Origin of the sequence: Neobacillus niacini, from assembly GCF_023715415.1 — a bacterium.
Classification (GTDB): domain Bacteria; phylum Bacillota; class Bacilli; order Bacillales; family Cytobacillaceae; genus Neobacillus; species Neobacillus niacini_C.
Genome location: NZ_JAMBOB010000005.1, coordinates 1 through 18337 on the forward strand (window position 1 = coordinate 1; position 18337 = coordinate 18337).

The window sequence follows — 18337 nt, forward strand, 5'->3', positions numbered from 1 at the left end:
GATTTCCCATAGCGTCAAGCTAGTAAGAACCCTGAAAGATGATCAGGTTGATAGGTCAGAGGTGGAAGCGTGGTAACATGTGGAGCTGACTGATACTAATCGTTCGAGGACTTAACCAATTTTTAAAAGGCAAACTCGTTTTACAACTTCTTCTGAAATTATCTAGTTTTGAGGGAATAATTTTTTTAAAAAACCTCTTGAAAAATATCAAAAAGACAGTATAATAATAAATGTCTTTGAAAAAATAGTCTGGCAATAATGGCGAGAAGGTCACACCCGTTCCCATACCGAACACGGAAGTTAAGCTTCTCAGCGCCGATGGTAGTTGGGACTTTGTCCCTGTGAGAGTAGGACGTTGCCAGGCTGTATTATATGGAGGATTAGCTCAGCTGGGAGAGCATCTGCCTTACAAGCAGAGGGTCGGCGGTTCGATCCCGTCATCCTCCACCAAATTTTTTTGCCGGGGTAGCTCAATTGGTAGAGCAACTGACTTGTAATCAGTAGGTTGGGGGTTCAAGTCCTCTCGCCGGCACCATTTTCATTATTACTTACAATAAGTAATAATGAGCCATTAGCTCAGTTGGTAGAGCATCTGACTTTTAATCAGAGGGTCGAAGGTTCGAGTCCTTCATGGCTCACCAAGTTATTTTTGCGAAAGCAAATGAATTCAATATGCGGGTGTGGCGGAATTGGCAGACGCACCAGACTTAGGATCTGGCGCCGCAAGGCGTGGGGGTTCGACTCCCTTCACCCGCACTTAAGTTTTTATTATAAAAAAGTAACACAATATATGCGGAAGTAGTTCAGTGGTAGAACACCACCTTGCCAAGGTGGGGGTCGCGGGTTCGAATCCCGTCTTCCGCTCCAATGTTGCCGGGGTGGCGGAACTGGCAGACGCACAGGACTTAAAATCCTGCGGTAGGTGACTACCGTACCGGTTCGATTCCGGTCCTCGGCACCAAGTTTTTTGCAGCGACGTTTAAACATTAATATATGCGCCCGTAGCTCAATTGGATAGAGTGTCTGACTACGGATCAGAAGGTTATGGGTTCGACTCCTTTCGGGCGCGCCATATTTTACGGGAAGTAGCTCAGCTTGGTAGAGCACTTGGTTTGGGACCAAGGGGTCGCAGGTTCGAATCCTGTCTTCCCGACCATTCTACTAACAATAACAAAATGGGGCCTTAGCTCAGCTGGGAGAGCGCCTGCTTTGCACGCAGGAGGTCAGCGGTTCGATCCCGCTAGGCTCCACCAAGATTTTTTGCGAAGCAAAATAATCAAAGTTTTTTACACTAGTAAAAAATAACTTACAATGCATTTAGATATTTGGCGGTGTAGCTCAGCTGGCTAGAGCGTACGGTTCATACCCGTAAGGTCGGGGGTTCGATCCCCTCCGCCGCTACCAATGTTTTGCGAAGCAAAACAACCAAATATGAGGACCTTTAGCTCAGCTGGTTAGAGCAGACGGCTCATAACCGTCCGGTCGTAGGTTCGAGTCCTACAAGGTCCACCATTAATTTTTTATTTACAACGGAGGAATACCCAAGTTCGGCTGAAGGGATCGGTCTTGAAAACCGACAGGCGGGTAACACCGCGCGGGGGTTCGAATCCCTCTTCCTCCTCCATTATCTTAAGAATTTCTATTGTCGCGGGGTGGAGCAACGAGCGTTACTTCACAGAATATACTGCGAGTTGTATCAATCGAACTGCTGCTTGAATTGGCTTTCTGAGATTGATACAGTCCATACAAACTATGGGCATGAAGTAAATATGTTAATTTCTATTGTCGCGGGGTGGAGCAGTCCGGTAGCTCGTCGGGCTCATAACCCGAAGGTCGCAGGTTCAAATCCTGTCCCCGCAATACGGTCTGGTAGTTCAGTTGGTTAGAATGCCTGCCTGTCACGCAGGAGGTCGCGGGTTCGAGTCCCGTCCAGACCGCCATTTTTATTAAAATGGCAAAATAATGTTGTGGCTCAGTAGCTCAGTCGGTAGAGCAAAGGACTGAAAATCCTTGTGTCGGCGGTTCGATTCCGTCCTGAGCCACCATTTGTTTTTAGATGGAAACTTTTATGATGGCGATTGTGGCGAAGTGGTTAACGCACCTGATTGTGGTTCAGGCATTCGTGGGTTCGATTCCCATCAGTCGCCCCATCTATTAATTTATTAATATGCGGGTGTAGTTTAGTGGTAAAACCTCAGCCTTCCAAGCTGATGTTGTGAGTTCGATTCTCATCACCCGCTCCATATGGGCCTATAGCTCAGCTGGTTAGAGCGCACGCCTGATAAGCGTGAGGTCGATGGTTCGAGTCCATTTAGGCCCACCAGAATTTTTTGCAAAGTAAAAGAATTAGAATTTTTTGCGAAGTAAAAAAAATTTACATTGTTCCGCAGTAGCTCAGTGGTAGAGCTATCGGCTGTTAACCGATCGGTCGTAGGTTCGAGTCCTACCTGCGGAGCCATTTTTTATGGGGAAGTACTCAAGAGGCTGAAGAGGCGCCCCTGCTAAGGGTGTAGGTCGGGTAACCGGCGCGAGGGTTCAAATCCCTCCTTCTCCGCCATAAAAATTAAGGCCCCTTGGTCAAGTGGTTAAGACACCTCCCTTTCACGGAGGTAACACGGGTTCGAATCCCGTAGGGGTCATACAAAAAGGCTGATGATAATTATCATCAGTTTTTTTGTGCTTATTTTTATTATATTAACTGAAAGGTATAGTGGCCCAAACGTTTAGGCAACTAGAATTGGGTGACTATAGAAACTGTATAATGACTGGAACCTTAATGTAAATAGAATTTCGGTCACTATAGTGGCCTGATAGTGACTGAAATGTTGCAGTAAACAGAAAATGGGGCACTATAGCAGCACCATAATGACCCAACTGTTAAATCAAAATGAAAAACGGTAACTATGACAAGACCTATAGTGATTGAGAATACTATGCAAACTGAATCATCCTTACATCAAAGTGCCAGAGTGACTGGACACCTGTTGATTCCTTCATCCTGGTCACTACAGCCACCTAGGAGTGACCGAATACCTTCTTGTAAGCCTATCCGGGTCACACCAGCCACCCTGGAGTGACCAAGCCCTTGCAGATAACTCCATCTAGGTCAGTCCCCACCCCTACGGGAGTGACCGACCCCATACGTATAATTCCATCTGTGACACTCCAGTCCCCAGAAAGTAAGCGAATACCTTCTGAAGATTCAATTAAAGTCACTCCATCCCAATTTTCCTTGCTAACCGTTATTTATAAGTCATCCCGTAAAATATATGTTGTTATATAAGAAAAACAAACCATTCAATCCTCTAAAACGCCGATAGCTAGTCCAATACCAGAGAGTGCTATTTCTATCGAATATTCCTATATTAGTATAATTTCATCCTTTCCCGCATTAATGAGAAAAACGTTGGTAACGCTTACATCTACTGGTTTTCTGTAAGTTTTTACCGTTTAATTTTTTGCAAATCAAATAATATTTTTTACCTAAAATCTCAAAAAAACTTTATATATTTTTGTCGTTACTTGAAGGAATTCTTGTTGTATGTTGTCGAAAAATGTAGGACAAACTCGATAAATGACTTTCTATAAAACTTATTGTCAGAAAAGATAAAAAAGTTTTACAAGGATTATTAGTAATTTGCACTTATAATTAACCCTTGAAATACATTTTCACAAGGATGAGGTTATTAATGGCAGTGAACACTTTATATCCAACAGACTATCAGTTGCATTTATTTCATGAGGGAAACCTTTTTCAAAGTCACCAGCTTTTTGGGGCACATGTGTTTAAAGAATCAGATAAAGTCTTTACAAGATTTTGTGTTTGGGCTCCAAATGCTACCGAAGTAAGGCTAGTGGGTAATTTCAATAGCTGGAATGGAGAAGGCTACGATTTACATAGGGTAAACAATGAAGGTGTATGGATTATAGTCATTAATCAAGACCTGAGTGGTTGCCTCTATAAATATGAAATAACAACAGCACAAAATGAAAAAATTTTAAAAGCTGATCCATATGCTTTTTATTCCGAACTAAGGCCAAATACTGCTTCAATCGTTTATTCTTTGAAAAATTACGATTGGCAGGATAATCATTGGATGTATCGGAAGCAAAAAAAGAACAACTTGTCTGAACCACAAGTTATTTATGAAATTCATTTTGGATCGTGGAAGAAACATGAAAACGGCGACTTTTTAACATATAGGGAAATGGCAGAAGAACTCATTCCATATGTGCTGGATCATGGATTTACACATGTTGAACTATTACCTCTAATTGAACACCCCTATGACGGTTCTTGGGGATATCAAGGAACTGGATACTTTTCCACAACCTCTCGCTATGGCACACCAAAGGACTTCATGTACTTTGTTGATCAATGTCATCAGAATGGCATTGGCGTTATTCTGGATTGGGTGCCTGGTCACTTTTGTAAGGATTCACATGGGTTATATCGTTTTGACGGCTCACATATTTATTCCTACGAAACAGAGAGTGACAGGGAAAACAAAGTTTGGGGTACAGCAAACTTTGACCTCGGAAAAGGAGAGGTTCAAAGCTTCCTCATCTCAAATGCCTTTTTTTGGATAGATTATTTCCATATTGATGGAATTAGGATGGACGCTGTTGCTAATATCATTTATTGGCCAAATTCAGCCGACAATCAAGAAAATCCATTTGGAATTGAGTTTCTAAAAAAGCTAAATGTAGAGGTACATGAATATGATCCAACCTTTGTCATGATTGGAGAGGATTCAACCGACTTCCCTAAGGTTACCTCGCCTGTCCATTATGGTGGATTAGGCTTCGATTATAAATGGAATATGGGATGGATGAATGACATGCTAAAATACATGGAAACTCCGCCTTTTGCACGTGCAAGTGTTCATACTAAAGTAACTTTTTCTCTTCTCTATGCCTTCTCTGAAAACTTTATGCTCCCATTTTCACATGATGAAGTGGTCCATGGTAAAAAGTCATTATTAGATAAAATGCCGGGTGATTATTGGGAGAAGTTTGCGCAGCTCCGCTTACTTTTGGGGTACATGTTTGCACATCCTGGAAAGAATCTATTGTTTATGGGATTTGAGCTTGGTCAGTTTTCTGAATGGAAGGATAAAGAACAATTAGATTGGAATTTATTAGACTATGAAATGCATCAAAATGTAAATCAATTTGTTAAACAATTAACAAAAATTTATAAGCGCTCTAAAGCACTTTATGAGCTTGATCATAACCATGATGGATTTGAATGGATTGACTGTAATAACGAAAGCCAATCAGTCTTTTCTTTTATAAGAAAAGGGAAGACGGAAAATGATTACTTAGTCATCATATGCAATTTTACAGGTGTTCACTATCCGGAATATAAAATTGGCGTTCCCTTTCAATGTGAGTTTAGGGAAATTTTAAATAGTGACCATCAAGACTTTGGCGGCGCTGGATTTGTAAATAAGAAAGTTGTTATGGCTGAAGAAGAGCCATTTCATGGTAAACCATATTCCGTTAATGTGACGATTCCGCCTTTTGGCTTTCAGATCATAAGACCGGTGAAAAAACGAAAGGAGAGAAAAGGTAATGGGAAAGAAAAAGTGCGTGGCAATGCTATTGGCAGGAGGGAAAGGAAGTAGACTTAACTCACTTACGAAGGATTTGGCTAAGCCTGCTGTTCCTTTTGGAGGAAAGTATAGAATCATTGATTTTCCATTAAGTAATTGTGCTAATTCAGGGATTGATACAGTGGGGGTGTTAACACAGTATCAACCATTACTATTAAATTCCTATATAGGAATTGGCAGTGCATGGGACCTTGACCGAAAAGATGGAGGGGTAACCGTTTTACCACCGTATGCTGAGACTTCTGAGGTAAAGTGGTATACCGGAACTGCGAGTGCTATTTATCAAAACCTTAATTATTTAAAGCAATATCAGCCTGAATATGTACTCATTCTCTCAGGTGACCACATTTACAAAATGAATTATGAAAGTATGCTTGAATATCATATTGAGAAAAGAGCAGATGTAACGATTTCTTTAATAGAAGTTCCTTGGGCGGAGGCTAGCCGTTTTGGGATTATGAATACTAACGAGGATTTAAGAATAACAGAGTTTGAGGAAAAGCCAGCAGAACCTAAAAATAATTTAGCTTCTATGGGCATTTATATTTTCAGCTGGAGTGTCCTAAAGGAATATTTAGAAATGGACGCTAGAAATTCAAAATCCTCACATGATTTTGGTAAAGACATTATTCCTACTTTATTAGATGAAAACAAAAAGCTTTATGCCTATCCTTTCAAGGGATATTGGAAGGATGTTGGTACAGTTAAGAGTCTTTGGGAAGCAAATATGGATTTATTAAATGATGAATGCGATTTAGACCTGTTTGATCACGATTGGAGAATTTATTCGGTAAACCCTAATCAACCCCCTCAGTATATCTCACCTGAGGCCATTATTAAGGAATCTCTTATTAATGAGGGCTGTACCATTGAAGGGGAAATTGATAATTCTGTATTATTCCAGGGTGTCAGCGTTGGTAAAGGATCCATCATAAAGGAATCAGTCATTATGCCTGATGCGGTAATTGGTGAAAACGTTAAGATTGAAAAAGCGATTGTTCCGAGTGATGTTATCATTCCAGATGGAACCGTGATTCGTTCATTTGATGATGAAATTATACTTGTTACAGAAGAAATGTTAAGTGGGTTACATCCTGCTTTATAATATACGGGAGGGACATGTATTGAAAAGAAAGCTATTAGGTGTTATAGACGCAACAACGTATCATGATGATTTAGAGGACCTATTAACACATCGTTCACTTGCAGCCCTGCCTTTCGCAGGACGTTATCGTATTATTGATTTTGTTCTTTCAAATATGGTTAACTCTGGGATAAGAAGTGTAGCCATTTTTCCGAAAATGATGTACCGTTCGCTAATGGACCACCTTGGTTCAGGAAAGAACTGGGATTTGAATCGCAAGCGCGATGGCCTTTTCTTTTTTCCTACTCCCGCTGTTGATTCAGATAGTAATAAAATTGGTTCATTTGAGAACTTTGCAGCAAACCTAGATTTCTTTTACCGTAGTTCTCAAGAGTATTCAATTATTACAAATTGCTATACAATTTTAAATATGGACTTTAAACCATTGTTAGATTGGCATATTCATTCTGGTTGTGACATTACTGAAATCCACCATGAGAATGGAACACCAATGGAAATGTATTTAGTGAAAACATCTCTACTTATTAAATTAATTGAAACGAGAAATGAAACAGGATATACCTGCATGAAAGATGTGGTTCTAGATCCTGACCATCAACATTCCATTTGCCGCTATGAATATTCCGGCTATGCGGTCATGATAGACTCTATTCAAAAATATTACTCTACTAGTTTGAATTTATTGAATTCCGATGTTTGGAATCAATTATTTATAAAAGAACAACCGATCTTGACAAAGGTTAAGGATGAGCCGCCAACCCGTTATTTAAAGGGGTCAACTGTCCAAAACGCAATGATTGCGAATGGCTGCTTAATTAATGGTACAGTTGAAAATAGTATCATTTCCAGGGGCGTAAAAATCGGAAAAGGTGCGGTTATTAAAAATTGCATTATCATGCAAAAATGTGTGATTGAAGATAACTGTTATCTTGATTCTGTAATATTAGACAAAGACGTAAAGGTTGAGGAGGGTACAATCTTAACTGGTACCTCCAGAGATCCTTTTGTTGTGCGCAAAGGGACAAAGCAAGGAGCGTTGATGAATACGTGAAAGTATTATTTGCAGTTTCAGAATGTGGTCCATTTGCAAAATCAGGGGGGCTTGCAGACGTTGCAGGCTCCCTGCCTAAGGAACTGAAAAGTCTTGGTACGGACGTAAGGGTAATTCTGCCGAAGTATGGCACGATTGCCGAAGACTTTAAAGCGGAAATGAAAAAAATTAAAGAGTTCACAGTTCCTGTTGGCTGGAGAAATCAATATTGTGGGATTGAAGAGCTTATTTATCAAGGAGTAACCTATTACTTTGTTGATAATGAATATTATTTTAAACGTGAAGGGTTCTATGGATATTATGATGATGGCGAAAGGTTCGCTTATTTTAATCGGGCTGTTTTGGAAGCTTTAGCCCATCTAGACTTCTATCCTGATGTCCTCCATTGTCATGACTGGCATACAGCCATGATTCCCTTTTTATTAAGAATGGAATATTACAAACGAAAAGACTATGGATTGATTCGCACTGTTTTCACGATTCACAATCTTCAATTCCAAGGTATTTTCCCAAGAGAAACGCTAGGAGATTTGCTCGGCTTAGATTGGAGAGCTTTCCACCCTGAAAATTTAGAGTTTTTTGGCTGCATAAACTATATGAAGGGCGCTCTTGTTGCAGCTGACGAAATAACAACAGTTAGCCCGACCTATAAACAAGAAATTCAAACTCCGGCATATGGAGAAAAACTGGATGGCCTCTTGAGAACGAGAGAAGAAGACCTAGTTGGAATTCTAAATGGAATTGATGATAAATTCTATAATCCAGCTGATGACCCGCTTATCTATAAAACATTTACTGCTAATAGTCTAGAAAATAAAGCATATAACAAAAGTGAAGTCCAAAAGCACTTTGGGCTGCCACAGAGCCCAAACACACCGCTCGTGGTGATGATTACTAGGCTGACAAAACAAAAGGGCTTAGACCTCGTTAAATGCGTTTTGAGAGATATTCTTCACGAAGATATTCAAATGATTGTTTTGGGTACTGGAGACTATGGGTATGAAGAGTATTTGCGTCATGCAGCATACTCCAATCCCAATAAATTAAAGGTGCACATTGGTTTTAGTGAAGGACTGGCCCACAAGCTATATGCAGCGGCTGACCTTTTCCTTATGCCATCCCTATTTGAGCCATGCGGTCTTGGTCAACTTATTGCGATGAAGTACGGTGCTGTACCTATTGTCCGTGAAACAGGCGGTTTGAATGATACGGTACAATCTTGGAATGAGACTACTAATGAGGGGAATGGGTTCTCTTTCAAAAATTTTAATGCCCATGACATGCTTTACACCATTAGAAGGGCATTACACTTTTATCATGATCCAGCTTGGGAAACAATTGTTCAAAAAGCGATGGAAAAGGATAACAGCTGGGCCCAGTCTGCATTTAAGTATAATCAGCTATATGCAAAGCTGATTTCAAGGAGTGAAACCCATGTTTTCTAATCCAACTGAGTTTAAGAACCATTTCCTAAAGAGAGTGAATATGGTTTGCGGCAAGAGCTTTTCAGAAAGCACAGAGCGAGATCATTACCAAACACTTGGGATTATGATTCGGGAATTTGTTAGTCACGATTGGATAAAAACGAATGAACGATACCTGGCTGCTAAAGAAAAACAAGTTTATTATCTATCGATAGAATATTTGTTAGGAAAGCTCCTTCGGCAAAACTTAATCAATTTGGGAATCGAAGAAACCGTACAAGTTGGTCTCCGGGACCTTGGTATCGATTTAAGTGATCTGGAGGAATTAGAAAGTGATGCAGGCTTAGGAAACGGCGGTTTAGGAAGATTAGCTGCTTGTTTTCTAGATTCCCTCGCTTCGCTTAATCTGCCAGGCCATGGTCATGGAATTCGCTATAAACATGGTCTCTTTGAACAGAAAATAGTGGATGGTTATCAAGTAGAACTGCCGGAACAGTGGCTCAGAAGTGGGAATGTCTGGGAAGTTAGGAAAGCTGATTTAGCTGTTAAAATCCCATTTTGGGGGAATGTCGAAGGAAGAACAGTGAATGGTCGTTTAACGTTTCAGCATTTGAATGCCGAAAGTGTAACAGCTGTTCCACATGATATGCCGGTAATTGGTTTTAACTCTGAAACGGTTAATACATTGAGACTATGGAATGCAGAACCATCTCAATTCCCCATCCATGAGGATGTTTTAAAGTATAAACGGGAAACGGAATCCGTTTCAGAATTTCTCTACCCGGATGATACACATGATGAAGGAAAGATACTGAGGTTAAAGCAGCAATATTTCTTAGTATCAGCAAGCATTCAATCCATCATCAAGACGTATCGGAAACAACACGGGAATTTAAAGGAACTTCATCAAAACGTTTGTATTCACATCAATGATACCCACCCTGTTTTGGCCATTCCAGAACTAATGAGAATATTAATAGATGAAGAAGGTCTTGATTGGGACCTTGCTTGGTATATTACAAGGCATACTATTTCCTATACGAATCATACGACCTTATCAGAAGCGTTGGAAAAATGGCCAATTCGCATTTTTCAACCACTGTTACCAAGAATTTATATGATTGTTGAAGAAATAAATGAACGGTTTTGTGGGGAGCTATGGGACCGCTATACAGGGGATTGGGATAGGATTGCTGGGCTTGCCATCATTGCTGATGGCTATGTAAAAATGGCTCATTTAGCGATTGTAGGAAGTTTCAGTGTTAATGGAGTGGCAAAGCTGCATACCGAAATTCTAAAGACACGTGAAATGAATCAATTTTATCAGCTGTTTCCGGAAAAATTCAATAATAAAACAAATGGTATCGCCCACCGCCGCTGGCTATTAAAAGGAAATCCTGACTTATCAGCCTTAATTACCGAATCAATTGGTCCTTCATGGACAAATTCACCAGGTGATTTAGTTCAATTACTTAAATATCAGAATGATACGTCCTTTATGGATAAACTTTTAGATATTAAGACTGATAATAAAAAGCGGCTTGCTGAGGTTATCCAAAGTCAGAACGGCATTGTTGTGGATTCCTCTGCTATCTTTGATGTACAGGTTAAGCGCCTGCATGCCTACAAAAGACAGCTTCTAAAGGTATTACATATTATGTATCTTTATAATCGAATAAAAGAGGATTCTAGTTTTTCAATGGTGCCGAGAGTATTCATTTTTGGTGCAAAGGCATCTCCCGGTTATTATTATGCAAAAAAAATTATTAAGCTTATTAATACGGTAGCGGATAAGGTTAACAATGACCCCGCTATTGGCGACAAAATGAAAGTCGTTTTTCTCGAAAACTATCGCGTTTCGCTTGCGGAAAAAGTCTTTCCTGCAGCTGATTTAAGTGAACAAATTTCCACCGCAAGTAAAGAGGCGTCTGGCACGGGCAACATGAAATTTATGATAAATGGGGCACTGACAGTAGGAACGATGGATGGGGCCAATATTGAGATTCATGAATTGGTTGGAGATGAGAATATCTTTACATTTGGTCTTTCTGCTGATGAAGTTCTTCATTATTACCAGCATGGCGGGTATCAATCGATTGAATATTATCATCATGACAGCCGCATCCGTCAGGCAGTTGATCAGCTTGTTAATGGATTTTTCCCTGGTGTCTATAACGAATTTGAACCGATATTTGATTCCTTGCTTGAAGAAAATGACCAGTACTTTGTATTGAAGGATTTTGCTTCCTATGCTGATACACAAAAGAAAATTGGTGAGACCTTTAGGAATCAACAAATCTGGCAAAAGAAGTGTCTGATTAACATCGCTCAGGCTGGTTATTTTTCCAGTGATCGGACAATCAAAGAGTATGCGGACAATATCTGGGGAATAAAACCTCTATAAAATCAGAAATAGGAGAAAACCACCAATCGAAGTGATTGGTGGTTTTCTTGTTAAATAAATTTTTGCCTATGAAACTACTTCACTTTCAGCAAGAAGTAGTCTTTATATGCCAGAATTTCTTAAGAAAGGATTCACTAGGAAAAGCTTAAATTAAACCTCAGGTGGATCAAGTTCGACAGAGAAGATGTTTGAACAGCAAATTCTTACTTCTCTTGCGTTTTGTCCCTGACCAACTTCTAATACAACGACATTTCCGTCAATTCTTAAAAAATCCCCGTTTTGAGTTGTATTACCTGCTGATTGAACCGTGACGTTATCACCTGGATTAACACCGAAGAATAAATCATCACAATCACAGCAATTTTGTCTAATTCCCATTTTATTTCCCCCGTTCTATTAAGTTATTACATTCTATGCATGTCCAAAAAAGGTGTTCAAAAAATAATTAAAGAGCGGACTAATGGAAAATGTGAATTTCTCAATTCAAAGAAAAGAGCATTCCTTATTACAAGAAATGCTCTACCTTTAACCTATTCAATTAATTCCTATTTGGAATTTTTTTAAGAAACAAAGTATCCGATGAAAATACCAATTGCAAGTAGGAAACCAAAGATGGTATTGGTTTGTGCTGTTGCTTTCATGGCAGGAGCCATTTGAATGGGTGAAACACCTGCTTTAAAGCCTTTAATAGCTTTCCTTGCTTTAGGAATACTAAGAACTACAATGATTGTCCAAACGGGAGCAACACCTGCGATAATTAGTCCTAATACCCAAAGAAATGAGAATCCAAACAGATATGCCATTAATGTAACTGCCTTATTTTTACCAATAAGAATAGCTAATGTTTTTCGGCCGTTTTCTTTATCGCCCTCTAAATCTCTTATGTTATTAGAGAAATTAATAACACCTACAAGAACCAAAATAGGAACCGAAATGAGGATGCTATTCGTTGTGACCGTACCAGTTTGAATAAAGAATGAGATCAATATAATTAACATACCCATAAAGAATCCTGCGAAAATCTCTCCGAATGGAGTGTAAGCAATGGGAAAAGGACCACCTGTATACAAATAACCAACGGCCATACAAACAAGCCCGAGAAGTGCTAACCACCAGCTTGTACTCATACAAATGTAAACCCCAATCACTAACGCAATTCCATAGAGACTTAGAGCAATCTGCATAACGGTTTTAGGCTTAATACCATCACGGACAATGGTACCGCCAATACCTATGGAATGCTCGTTATCGAGACCGCGTTTATAATCATAATACTCATTAAACATATTGGTTGCTGCTTGTATTAATAAACTTGCGATTAACATAGCAAAGAAAAGACCAAAGTGTATTTCCTCATGTGTAAGTGCAAGTGCTGTACCTAGCAAAACTGGAACAAATGAAGCAGTTAACGTATGGGGACGGGTCATTTGCCACCAAACTTGAAAACCGCGATTCGATTCAACAGCAGGCTTTGATGTGTGCTGTATATTTGGCTGCATTCTATTCTCTCCCTTTTTATAAAATTTATCTATATAATAATTAATTTGCTATTGTGGACTTGAAACTTTCCAACCCTAAGTTTATGCGAATTTGACGACTATAGTCAATTATTTTTTATTAGCGGAATTAGTAGATAATTCCTATCTGATTATTAATGTGAATTTGGAGGGAAAATGAAATAAACGAGTGCAAATCAAAATTAACCCTGATCGGTATTATTTAAGGTATAATTAGGAAGTTAAAGAGGATAGATAGTGACAAGTATTACTGACTTCTTTACAATGAAAGTAGTATCTTTAAATTGGCATTAAAATGAATGGATAACAGTCATTTGACTGTTTTGGAGGGATTTTTTTGGTTACCATTCAGGAGACGGAATTAAAGGAAAGGGGTCTTTTGGCAGTAAGTACTGCTCAGAAACTAGGCAGACCCATTCTAATTAGTGATGTTCACAAAATGGACAGAGTTGACCCTATATCCTTTTTTAATAGTGGAAGAGAGCGCTATCTAGGAGAACGGTTCTATTGGAAAGACCCATCGGAAGAAGTGGTGCTTATTGGCCTTGGCATATCAAAACAAATTCAGTCGGATCAGGCTACTGACCGCTTTTTTCATGTTGAAGAGGAATGGAAGAGATTTTTAAAAGACAGTCTTATCTTTAATTCATACAAAGAAAATGGCCTGGGTCCCGTAATGTTTGGGGGATTCTCTTTTGATCCGCATAAGCCAAAAACAACGCTTTGGTCTAAATATGCAGATTCTTTATTCCATATTCCAAAATTTATGTTAACAATCGTTGAAGGGCAGACTTTTTTAACGACGAATATTGTTTGTACCCAAAATGATGATTATACACTTTTTGAGAAAGTAATTAATGAGCGAATCCAATTACTCACGTCATCGAAAGAAATTCTCGAAACAAAACCGGCTATACTGCTTGAAACAAAAGAAATTTCTCCACAGAATTGGAAACAGAGTGTGGATGATGTGGTAGAGGATTTAAAAACCGGCACATTGAAAAAGGTGGTCCTTGCTCGGGAATTAAGGTTATTTTTTGATCAACGTGTTAAAGCAGAGGTAATACTAAAGAATTTATATAATCAACAGCGTGATAGCTTTATTTTCGTTTTTGAATCGAATGGAGACTGTTTTATCGGTGCTACACCTGAAAGGTTAGTGAAAAAACAAGGAAACGATGTATTCTCTACCTGTCTTGCAGGATCGATTAGACGAGGTAAAACAGAAGAAGAAGACCAGATGTTAGGGCAAACATTACTGAATGATAAGAAAAACCTTATTGAGCATGGATATGTGGTTGAAATGATAAAAGAAGCATTAGAAGAATCATGTGAGGAAATAATCCTTCCAGATAACCCGCAATTAATGAGAATAAGGGACATTCAACATCTTTATACACCTGTCATTGGTAAATGTCAGAAGGACGCATCATTGCTTCTATTAGTTGAAAGGCTTCATCCAACTCCTGCCCTCGGTGGACTTCCTAAAGAAGAAGCGATAGAAAAAATTAGAGAAGTCGAAGAATTGGATCGTGGGTTCTATGCGGCTCCACTTGGTTGGTGTGATTATCGTGGAAATGGTGAGTTCTCGGTTTCTATTCGCTCCGGACTCATTCAAGATAAGGAAGTTTCATTATTTGCAGGATGTGGTGTTGTTGCAAATTCTGATTCTGAAAGTGAATATTTGGAAACAGGTTTAAAATTCAGACCGATGCTTCGCGCCCTTGGAGGAAATTAATATGAATCATCAAGAATCATTAGCAGCTTATTTAGCTGCCTTTGTTGTTGAGTTAGTACAAACAGGGATAAAGGATGTTGTGGTTAGTCCGGGGTCTAGGTCCACTCCTATGGCAATGGTAATGGCAGAACATCCAGCAATAAATATCCATATCCATGTAGATGAACGTTCGGCAGCTTTCTTTGCTTTGGGGATTGCAAAAGCTACGAACAAGCCAGTAGCCATTTTATGTACATCTGGTACAGCTGCGGCGAATTATTTTCCAGCAATTATTGAAGCTCGGTATTCACGAGTACCATTACTAGTTCTAACCGCTGACCGTCCACATGAGCTTAGAGAAGTTGGTGCCCCACAAGCGATTGACCAAATTCATTTATATGGTCAGCATGTAAAATGGTTCGCAGATATGGCTTTGCCCGAGAATAGTGATGAATTAATTCGTTATGCCCGAACTGTTGGTGCACGTGCAGCTGCTATTGCAAGTCAGGCACCTGCTGGACCAGTCCATCTGAATTTTCCATTCAGGGAACCGCTCATACCAAAACTCGATGAAGAAATCTTTGAATTAAAAGAACGTCCAATGGGTTATGTGAATGTTCGAAATGGAGAATTAACGATTCGGGAGGACGAATTTAGGGAGATATCTCAAAAGCTAAATGGTTATCAAAAAGGAATTATTGTTTGCGGAAACATTGCTGACAACCGGTTTGCTCAAGCTGTCACACAGTTAGCAGCTTCTCTAAATTTTCCAATTTTAGCAGATCCATTGTCACAGCTCAGGAGTGGACTCCATCCACTAGAGAATATTGTGGAAGCCTATGATACTTTCTTACGGAATGAAGACGCCAAGGCATATTTGAAGCCAGATGTCATTCTTCGGTTTGGAGCAATGCCTGTTTCTAAGGCATTAACCATATTCCTAAAAGAGAATCATCAAACTGAACAATTTGTCATTGACGGGGCTGGGGGCTGGAGGGATCCGGCAACATTATCAACAGAAATGATTTTCTGTGACGAAACCATTTTTTGCGAGCAGTTATCAACTCTAACGGAAGCTAGAGAGTCTACGGATTTCTTGGAAAAATGGCAGGAAGTTAATGAGCTTACAAAAGCAAACATGGCTTTGATTAAGGATAGCCAGATGTTAAGTGAGGGCAGGTTGTTCTATCAATTAGCAGAAATGCTCCCAGAGGAAGCGACTTTGTTCGTTGGGAACAGTATGCCTATTAGAGACTTAGATAGTTTCTTTCTCAATAATCATAAATCAATAAAAGTAATGGCTAATAGAGGCGCTAATGGAATTGATGGAACGGTATCAACGGCCTTAGGAGCAGCATTATATTCAAAACCATTATACCTGATTCTAGGAGATTTAACTTTTTTCCATGATTTAAATGGGATGATTGCAGCGAAGTTATATGGACTAGATATACGAATTATAGTAGTTAACAATAATGGAGGAGGGATTTTCTCCTTCCTGCCACAATCCCAGCATCCTAAGAATTTTGAACTACTATTTGGTACTCCATTAAACTTAGAATTTGAGCATGCAGTTGCAATGTTTAGTGGGAACTATACGAAAGTAAAGGATTGGGAGCATCTCCGTGAACTAATGAACCAATCTATTGAAGTCAAAGGATTAAATGTCTATGAAGTGGTAACAAATAGAGACAGTAATTTAACACAACACCGCGAATTTTGGCGAGTTGTTTCCCAGGAAATATCAAACTTTGTCAAAGGTGCTCATTAATGCAGCTGAAGATTAATGATATAGGTTACCATGTTGAATTGTGCGGGGAAGGATTTCCATTACTTTTATTACATGGGTTTACTGGAGATTATTCCACTTGGACACCTTTTTACCCTTCTTGGAGCAGGCACTCTAAATTAATTATCCCAGACATTATCGGTCATGGGAGCTCAGAATCACCTGAAGACATAAATCGTTATAAAGTAGAGGCTGCTGCCAGAGACCTGAATATTCTCCTGAATACGCTAGAAATTGAACAAATAGACTTGCTTGGGTATTCAATGGGGGGCAGACTTGCATTGACCTTTGCAATCCTTTATCCGGATAGAGTTAGAAAGCTACTATTGGAAAGTGCTTCTCCAGGCCTAATGACAGAGGAAGAAAGAATGCAGCGTCGTATGAAAGATGGGGAACTAGCAAACTTTATAATTGACGAAGGAATTCAATCTTTTGTCGATTACTGGGAAGGAATTCCACTCTTTTCAACAATGAAGAATCTTCCAACGCCTATTCAAGAAGGTATTAGAGAACAACGATTATCCAATAATGCTAATGGTCTTGCAAATAGCCTTCTAGGGATGGGGACAGGTTCTCAGCCATCTTGGTGGGAAAAGTTATCCTTGCTTGATTGTGAAGTGTTGTTGTTAACAGGGAATAAGGATGAAAAGTTTTGCAAAATTGCTGAAAAGATGCAAAAGAAAATGAAAAAAGCTTCATGGATTGTAATTAATGATAGCGGCCATGCAATTCATGTGGAACAAAAAGAAAAGTTTGATACAATAGTAAGTGACTTTTTGTCAGCAAAAAACGAAGGAGGAGATTGTTTTGACAGTAGAATGGGTAGCAGAACGTAAATATGAAGAAATTCTATACGAAACATATAACGGTATTGCGAAAATCACGATTAATCGCCCACATGTACATAATGCATTTACCCCAAGAACCGTTATGGAGTTAATTGATGCTTTTGCCATTGCGCGTGATGATTCAAATGTAGGGGTTATCGTCTTAACAGGAGCAGGAGATAAGGCGTTTTGTTCCGGCGGTGATCAAAGTGTACGTGGACATGGAGGATATGTGGGAGATGATCAAATCCCCCGTTTAAATGTTCTAGATTTGCAGCGCTTAATTCGTGTCATTCCAAAACCAGTTATCGCAATGGTTAAGGGTTATGCGATTGGCGGCGGTCACGTTTTACACATTGTGTGTGATTTAACGATTGCAGCCGATAATGCGGTATTTGGACAAACTGGTCCGAAAGTAGGGAGCTTTGACGCTGGTTATGGTTCAGGCTATCTTGCAAGAATTGTTGGTCATAAAAAGGCTCGTGAAATTTGGTTCCTATGCCGTCAATATAATGCACAGGAAGCCCTTGATATGGGCTTAGTAAATACAGTTGTTCCACTTGAAAAGGTCGAAGAAGAAACGATTCAGTGGTGTAATGAAATCCTTGAGAAGAGCCCAACTGCACTTCGTTTCTTAAAGGCAGCAATGAATGCAGATACGGATGGATTAGCAGGGCTTCAGCAATTCGCTGGCGATGCAACATTACTATACTATACAACAGAAGAGGCAAAAGAAGGCCGTGACTCATTCAAAGAGAAGCGTAAGCCAGATTTTGGTCAATTCCCACGTTTTCCTTGATTTTAAAAGTTTTGAACGCAGCTTGATGGACTCCATCAGGCTGTTTTTATATCGACAAGCGAATGCGCCTAGGCCGTTTACGCTAG

General features: G+C 39.5%; 11 protein-coding genes, 21 tRNA genes and 2 rRNA genes. 32 read left to right on the forward strand and 2 right to left on the reverse strand.

Features of this window, described 5'->3' with window-relative positions:
• The 28 genes from M3189_RS11885 to M3189_RS12020 form a co-directional block, all read left to right on the forward strand.
• Positions 1-119: ribosomal RNA gene (locus tag M3189_RS11885) — 23S ribosomal RNA — on the forward strand; the annotation flags it as partial.
• Between the two features lie 129 nt (positions 120-248).
• A 5S ribosomal RNA gene (rrf, locus tag M3189_RS11890) occupies positions 249-364 on the forward strand.
• Between the two features lie 10 nt (positions 365-374).
• Positions 375-450: transfer RNA gene (locus M3189_RS11895), tRNA-Val, on the forward strand.
• Between the two features lie 9 nt (positions 451-459).
• Positions 460-535, forward strand: a tRNA-Thr gene (locus M3189_RS11900).
• Positions 536-565: 30 nt separating this feature from the next.
• Positions 566-641 (forward strand) — tRNA-Lys (locus tag M3189_RS11905).
• 33 nt (positions 642-674) lie between these two features.
• Positions 675-756, forward strand: a tRNA-Leu gene (locus tag M3189_RS11910).
• A 36-nt stretch (positions 757-792) separates the two neighbouring features.
• Positions 793-867 (forward strand) — tRNA-Gly (locus M3189_RS11915).
• A 5-nt stretch (positions 868-872) separates the two neighbouring features.
• Positions 873-961: transfer RNA gene (locus M3189_RS11920), tRNA-Leu, on the forward strand.
• Positions 962-995: 34 nt separating this feature from the next.
• Positions 996-1072, forward strand: a tRNA-Arg gene (locus M3189_RS11925).
• 7 nt (positions 1073-1079) lie between these two features.
• A tRNA-Pro gene (locus M3189_RS11930) sits at positions 1080-1156 on the forward strand.
• A gap of 21 nt (positions 1157-1177) precedes the next feature.
• A tRNA-Ala gene (locus tag M3189_RS11935) sits at positions 1178-1253 on the forward strand.
• A gap of 74 nt (positions 1254-1327) precedes the next feature.
• Positions 1328-1404: transfer RNA gene (locus M3189_RS11940), tRNA-Met, on the forward strand.
• 31 nt (positions 1405-1435) lie between these two features.
• A tRNA-Ile gene (locus M3189_RS11945) sits at positions 1436-1512 on the forward strand.
• Between the two features lie 19 nt (positions 1513-1531).
• Positions 1532-1624, forward strand: a tRNA-Ser gene (locus M3189_RS11950).
• 162 nt (positions 1625-1786) lie between these two features.
• A tRNA-Met gene (locus M3189_RS11955) sits at positions 1787-1860 on the forward strand.
• A gap of 3 nt (positions 1861-1863) precedes the next feature.
• Positions 1864-1940 (forward strand) — tRNA-Asp (locus M3189_RS11960).
• 29 nt (positions 1941-1969) lie between these two features.
• Positions 1970-2045: transfer RNA gene (locus M3189_RS11965), tRNA-Phe, on the forward strand.
• A 29-nt stretch (positions 2046-2074) separates the two neighbouring features.
• Positions 2075-2150 (forward strand) — tRNA-His (locus M3189_RS11970).
• Positions 2151-2169: 19 nt separating this feature from the next.
• Positions 2170-2243 (forward strand) — tRNA-Gly (locus tag M3189_RS11975).
• A gap of 3 nt (positions 2244-2246) precedes the next feature.
• A tRNA-Ile gene (locus tag M3189_RS11980) sits at positions 2247-2323 on the forward strand.
• A gap of 60 nt (positions 2324-2383) precedes the next feature.
• Positions 2384-2458: transfer RNA gene (locus tag M3189_RS11985), tRNA-Asn, on the forward strand.
• Between the two features lie 8 nt (positions 2459-2466).
• Positions 2467-2557, forward strand: a tRNA-Ser gene (locus tag M3189_RS11990).
• Between the two features lie 10 nt (positions 2558-2567).
• A tRNA-Glu gene (locus M3189_RS11995) sits at positions 2568-2639 on the forward strand.
• A 1050-nt stretch (positions 2640-3689) separates the two neighbouring features.
• Positions 3690-5630, forward strand: a complete 1941-nt coding sequence (gene glgB, locus M3189_RS12000) for a 1,4-alpha-glucan branching protein GlgB (protein ID WP_251634283.1) — start codon at positions 3690-3692, stop codon at positions 5628-5630.
• Positions 5578-6723, forward strand: coding sequence for a glucose-1-phosphate adenylyltransferase (locus M3189_RS12005; RefSeq protein ID WP_251634284.1), 1146 nt, complete (start codon positions 5578-5580; stop codon positions 6721-6723). The genes glgB and M3189_RS12005 overlap by 53 nt, the downstream gene beginning before the upstream one ends.
• Positions 6724-6742: 19 nt before the next feature.
• Complete coding sequence (locus M3189_RS12010) at positions 6743-7774, forward strand: sugar phosphate nucleotidyltransferase (protein ID WP_251634285.1); 1032 nt, start codon at positions 6743-6745, stop codon at positions 7772-7774.
• A complete protein-coding gene (glgA, locus tag M3189_RS12015) occupies positions 7771-9219 on the forward strand; it encodes a glycogen synthase GlgA (RefSeq protein ID WP_251634286.1) in 1449 nt (482 codons plus the stop codon). The genes M3189_RS12010 and glgA overlap by 4 nt, the downstream gene beginning before the upstream one ends.
• A complete protein-coding gene (locus tag M3189_RS12020) occupies positions 9209-11602 on the forward strand; it encodes a glycogen/starch/alpha-glucan phosphorylase (RefSeq protein WP_251634287.1) in 2394 nt (797 codons plus the stop codon). The genes glgA and M3189_RS12020 overlap by 11 nt, the downstream gene beginning before the upstream one ends.
• 150 nt (positions 11603-11752) lie before the next feature.
• Here M3189_RS12020 and M3189_RS12025 read toward each other — a convergent pair whose 3' ends face one another.
• Together M3189_RS12025 and M3189_RS12030 are read right to left on the reverse strand one after the other, a co-directional pair.
• The gene (locus M3189_RS12025) at positions 11753-11980 is read right to left on the reverse strand and encodes a hypothetical protein (RefSeq protein WP_251634288.1); all 228 of its coding nucleotides are present in this window, start codon (positions 11978-11980) and stop codon (positions 11753-11755) included.
• 182 nt (positions 11981-12162) lie between these two features.
• Positions 12163-13101, reverse strand: coding sequence for a 1,4-dihydroxy-2-naphthoate polyprenyltransferase (locus M3189_RS12030; RefSeq protein ID WP_251634289.1), 939 nt, complete (start codon positions 13099-13101; stop codon positions 12163-12165).
• A 355-nt stretch (positions 13102-13456) separates the two neighbouring features.
• On the opposite strand from M3189_RS12030, the gene M3189_RS12035 reads away from it, so the two are divergent.
• Genes M3189_RS12035 through menB form a run of 4 tightly spaced genes read left to right on the forward strand, consistent with a single transcriptional unit; the run spans position 13457 to position 18251 of the window.
• A complete protein-coding gene (locus M3189_RS12035; protein WP_251634290.1) occupies positions 13457-14857 on the forward strand; it encodes an isochorismate synthase in 1401 nt (466 codons plus the stop codon).
• Between the two features lies 1 nt (position 14858).
• Complete coding sequence (menD, locus tag M3189_RS12040; protein WP_251634291.1) at positions 14859-16607, forward strand: 2-succinyl-5-enolpyruvyl-6-hydroxy-3-cyclohexene-1-carboxylic-acid synthase; 1749 nt, start codon at positions 14859-14861, stop codon at positions 16605-16607.
• Positions 16607-17461, forward strand: coding sequence for a 2-succinyl-6-hydroxy-2,4-cyclohexadiene-1-carboxylate synthase (menH, locus tag M3189_RS12045; RefSeq protein WP_251634292.1), 855 nt, complete (start codon positions 16607-16609; stop codon positions 17459-17461). The genes menD and menH overlap by 1 nt, the downstream gene beginning before the upstream one ends.
• The gene (gene menB / locus M3189_RS12050) at positions 17433-18251 is read left to right on the forward strand and encodes a 1,4-dihydroxy-2-naphthoyl-CoA synthase (protein WP_251634293.1); all 819 of its coding nucleotides are present in this window, start codon (positions 17433-17435) and stop codon (positions 18249-18251) included. The genes menH and menB overlap by 29 nt, the downstream gene beginning before the upstream one ends.
• The last annotated feature ends 86 nt before the right edge of the window (positions 18252-18337 follow it).

What these genes read in the sequence shown, in the direction of transcription:
- M3189_RS12030 (WP_251634289.1), bottom strand. Translation starts at nt 13,101, where the DNA reads ATGCAGCCAAATATACAGCACACATCAAAGCCTGCTGTTGAATCGAAT.
- M3189_RS12020 (WP_251634287.1), top strand. Translation starts at nt 9,209, where the DNA reads ATGTTTTCTAATCCAACTGAGTTTAAGAACCATTTCCTAAAGAGAGTG.
- menD (WP_251634291.1), top strand. Translation starts at nt 14,859, where the DNA reads ATGAATCATCAAGAATCATTAGCAGCTTATTTAGCTGCCTTTGTTGTT.
- M3189_RS12005 (WP_251634284.1), top strand. Translation starts at nt 5,578, where the DNA reads ATGGGAAAGAAAAAGTGCGTGGCAATGCTATTGGCAGGAGGGAAAGGA.
- menH (WP_251634292.1), top strand. Translation starts at nt 16,607, where the DNA reads ATGCAGCTGAAGATTAATGATATAGGTTACCATGTTGAATTGTGCGGG.
- glgB (WP_251634283.1), top strand. Translation starts at nt 3,690, where the DNA reads ATGGCAGTGAACACTTTATATCCAACAGACTATCAGTTGCATTTATTT.
- M3189_RS12025 (WP_251634288.1), bottom strand. Translation starts at nt 11,980, where the DNA reads ATGGGAATTAGACAAAATTGCTGTGATTGTGATGATTTATTCTTCGGT.